At 65.1% G+C, this 3,571-nt stretch carries 3 protein-coding genes; 2 read left to right on the top strand and 1 reads right to left on the bottom strand.

The annotated features are described in order from the left end of the window. Window positions 1-61: 61 nt before the first annotated feature. Complete coding sequence (locus tag VFH65_RS28210; protein WP_353326259.1) at window positions 62-613, bottom strand: DoxX family protein; 552 nt, start codon at window positions 611-613, stop codon at window positions 62-64. Window positions 614-830: 217 nt separating this feature from the next. Between VFH65_RS28210 and VFH65_RS28205 the strand changes: the two genes are divergently transcribed. Together VFH65_RS28205 and VFH65_RS28200 are read left to right on the top strand one after the other, a co-directional pair. Next, window positions 831-3,107 (top strand): MMPL family transporter, encoded by a 2,277-nt coding sequence (locus tag VFH65_RS28205; protein WP_353326257.1) that lies wholly within the window; start codon window positions 831-833, stop codon window positions 3,105-3,107. A 7-nt stretch (window positions 3,108-3,114) separates the two neighbouring features. After that, window positions 3,115-3,571 (top strand): TetR/AcrR family transcriptional regulator (locus VFH65_RS28200; protein WP_353326260.1); only part of this gene is annotated, 457 nt, incomplete at its 3' end.

Genomic DNA, 3,571 nt, shown 5'->3' with positions numbered 1-3,571 from the left:
GTATGGGTGCGCATCGCCGATTTCACCGTGCCGAAGGTAACCACGTGGTGGACAGCCATGTTTAGCCGGTAGGCATCGCTGGCGGGGCGGTGAAGTGGATCGGGTTGGTCCCGTTCAGCAAAACCCAGGTCAGGACGGCGGCGACGACTGCCACGACCAGCAGTCCAACCGCGATCCGGGAAGACCATCCGACCCGGCCGAAGACCTTGGCGTCGGCCGAGTAGGCGCCGGCGCCGGTGAACAGCAGCGCGGTCGCCCCGATGGCGACCAGGAACGGCACGTTGAACGGCTCGGACCAGAATGCGGCCGCCGAGACGTTGACCGCCCACGCGTCGATCATCGCGGCGATCACCGCACACGCCGCCAAGGGCGTCAGCACGCCCAAAACCAGCCCGATTCCGCCGAGGGTTTCCGCGGCCGTGACCATGAAAGCGGCGAATTTCGGTAGCCGCCAGCCACCGGTCTCCATGAAGCCGGACGTCGTGTTGAAGTCGAAGGCTTTGATCAGGCCGGCCTGAATCATGGCGGCGCCGACGCCGATACGCAGGATCAATAGTCCGATGTCGGTCAACGAGGACGTGTTGGTCTTAGTCGTCGCTTCGGTGGTGATCATGATCGGAAGCCTATTCGGCTGTGTGAATGCTGTGGGAGTTCGGTCATGCACTAGTAGACCGGCACTGGGAGCACAACTCATCGCTCGGCGACGCGGGCAACTGAACCCACTACGCCTTCCGCGCCGTATCTACCGTAGGTAGAGACGCGTTGACCGATTGAACTTATCGTTGATAAGTTATCGCTGATAGCTCATACGCGACCGGAAGGGACGCGACATGCTGCAACGAGTCGCGCTGTTGGCCATTGCTGCGCCACGGCGAATCGTCGCGATTGCGTTGCTCGTCATGGTGGCCTGCGGCGTCTTCGGAATCCCCGTCGCCAAGCACTTGTCTGCAGGCGGCTTCCAGGACCCCACCTCGGAGTCGTCGCAGGCGACAAAGCTGCTGGTTGACAAGTTCGGCCAGGGCGACATGGAGCTGTTGATCTCCGTCACGTCCGAGGGCGGCGCGCAGGGCACCGCTGCCCGGTCGGTCGGCACGGACATCGCCTCGCAACTGCAGGCCTCGCCGTATGTGGCGGAGGTGACCTCGGCCTGGACCGCACCCGCTCCTGCTGCCCCCGCGCTGATCAGTAAGGACGGCAAGACCGGTTTGATCGTCGCGGGTATCACCGGCGGCGAGAGCGGGGCGCAGAAGCATGCCAAGGAGCTGACCGACCGGCTTATCCATGACCGCGACGGCGTTACCGTCCGCGCCGGCGGCGAGGCGATGACCTACGTCCAGATCAACGGGCAGAGCGAAAAAGACCTGCTGATGATGGAGTCCATCGCGATCCCGCTGAGCTTCCTGGTGCTGGTCTGGGTGTTCGGCGGTCTGATGGTCTCCGCTTTGCCGTTGGCCGTCGGCGGCTTCGCGATTCTGGGTTCGATGGCGGTGCTGCGCCTCATCACGTTGTTCACCGACGTGTCGATTTTCGCGCTGAACCTGAGCGTCGCGATGGGGCTTGCGCTGTCCATCGACTACACACTGCTGATCATCAGCAGGTTCCGCGACGAACTCGCCGGTGGCGCCGACCGCGAACGAGCATTGGTGCGCACGATGGCCACCGCTGGTCGCACCGTGGTGTTCTCGGCGATGACGGTCGCGCTGTCGATGGTCGCGATGGTTCTGTTCCCGATGTACTTCCTGAAGTCATTCGCGTACGCCGGTATTGCGGTGGTCGCGTTCGGGGCGCTCGCGGCGATCGTCGTGGCGCCGGCGTTGATCGTGCTGCTCGGCGACCGGCTCGACTCGTTGGACATACGCCGGCTTGCCCGCCGGATATTCCGCAGACCAGAGCCGGTGCCCAAGCCGGTCGAGCAGACATTCTGGTATCGGTCGACGAAACACGTTATGCGACGGGCGATTCCGGTCGGCACCGCCATCGTCGCGCTGTTGCTGCTGCTGGGCGCGCCGTTCCTCGGCATCAAATGGGGCTTCCCTGACGACCGGGTGCTGCCGCAGTCGGCGTCGGCGCGTCAGGTGGGAGATGAACTGCGCACCGATTTCGCCGTCGACTCCGCGCGAAACGTCACCGTCGTCATCCCGACGACTGCCGGAGTGGGGCCCGCCGACCTCGACCGCTACGCCGCAGCGCTGTCACAGGTGCCCGACGTGTCCTCGGTGTCTTCGCCCGGCGGCACGTTCGCCGACGGCAGACCGGTGGGACCCCCATCGGCAGCCACCGGGCTCAAGGATGGAAGTGCATTCTTCACCGTCGGCAGCACCGCACCGCTGTTCACCGATGCCTCCGAGACGCAACTCGACCGGCTGCGCGCGGTGAGCACACCGGCCGGGCAGCAGGTGCAGTTGACCGGCGTCGCGCAGATCAACCGCGATAGCTCCGACGCGATCACCTCCCGGTTGCCTCTGGTTCTCGGCGTGATTGCCGCGATCACGTTCGTGTTGCTGTTCCTGCTCACCGGCAGCGTGGTGTTGCCGCTGAAGGCCTTGGTGCTCAACGTCTTATCGTTGACTGCCGCGTTCGGCGCACTGGTGTGGATATTCCAAGACGGCCATCTCGGGGCGTTGGGCACCACCCCAACCGGAACGTTGGTCGCCAACATGCCGGTACTGCTGTTCTGCATCGCATTCGGACTGTCCATGGACTATGAGGTGTTCCTGGTCTCGCGGATCCGCGAGTACTGGCTGAAATCCGGCAAGACTCGGGCGGACAACGACGAGAGCGTCGCGCTCGGGGTGGCGAAAACAGGCCGGGTGGTGACCGCGGCGGCGTTGATCATGTCGATCTCGTTCGCCGCGCTGATCGCAGCGCAGGTGTCGTTCATGCGGATGATGGGAGTCGGCATGACGCTCGCGGTGGTGGTCGACGCGACCCTGGTGCGCATGGCGCTGGTGCCGGCGTTCATGCATGTGCTCGGCCGGTGGAATTGGTGGGCGCCAAAGCCGCTGGCGCGGTTACACGAGCGGATCGGCTTCAGCGAGTCTGGCGACGAGGAGCCCGCGGTCGACAAACGCGAACGGGCGGCGGCATCCGTGACGGACACTGGCTAGCGTGACGATGCAGCCTCTGCGGCGGCGCCGCGCGCCGCGTGGCTCCGGTGAGCAGTTGCGCGACGAAATACTCGATGCGGCCACCGACTTACTGCTCGAAACCGGCCACGCCAAGGCCGTCTCGATCAGGGCGGTGGCACAGCGCGTCGGGGTCACGCCGCCGTCCATCTACCTGCACTTCGCCGACAAGGACGCGCTGCTGGACGCGGTCTGCGCCCGGTATTTCGAGAAACTCGACGAGGAGATGCAACGGGTCGCCGTCGATCAGCCGTCGGCGATCGAGGTGCTGCGCGCTCAGGGCCTGGCATACGTGCGCTTCGCGCTGAAAACCCCTGAGCTGTACCGCATTGCCACGATGGGGGAGGGCCGACCCGACAGCGATGTGGACATGACGCTGAACACTTCGGCGTTCGTGCATCTGCGCAACGCGGTGGAGTCGTTGATGGCGGAGGGAACCTACCCGG

Source organism: Mycobacterium sp., assembly GCF_035697385.1.
GTDB lineage: Bacteria > Actinomycetota > Actinomycetes > Mycobacteriales > Mycobacteriaceae > Mycobacterium.
Note: the sequence above shows the minus strand (reverse complement) of the source record. Positions and strands in the feature narration are given on the sequence as shown.

What these genes read in the sequence shown, in the direction of transcription:
- VFH65_RS28205 (WP_353326257.1), top strand. Translation starts at nt 831, where the DNA reads ATGCTGCAACGAGTCGCGCTGTTGGCCATTGCTGCGCCACGGCGAATC.
- VFH65_RS28210 (WP_353326259.1), bottom strand. Translation starts at nt 613, where the DNA reads ATGATCACCACCGAAGCGACGACTAAGACCAACACGTCCTCGTTGACC.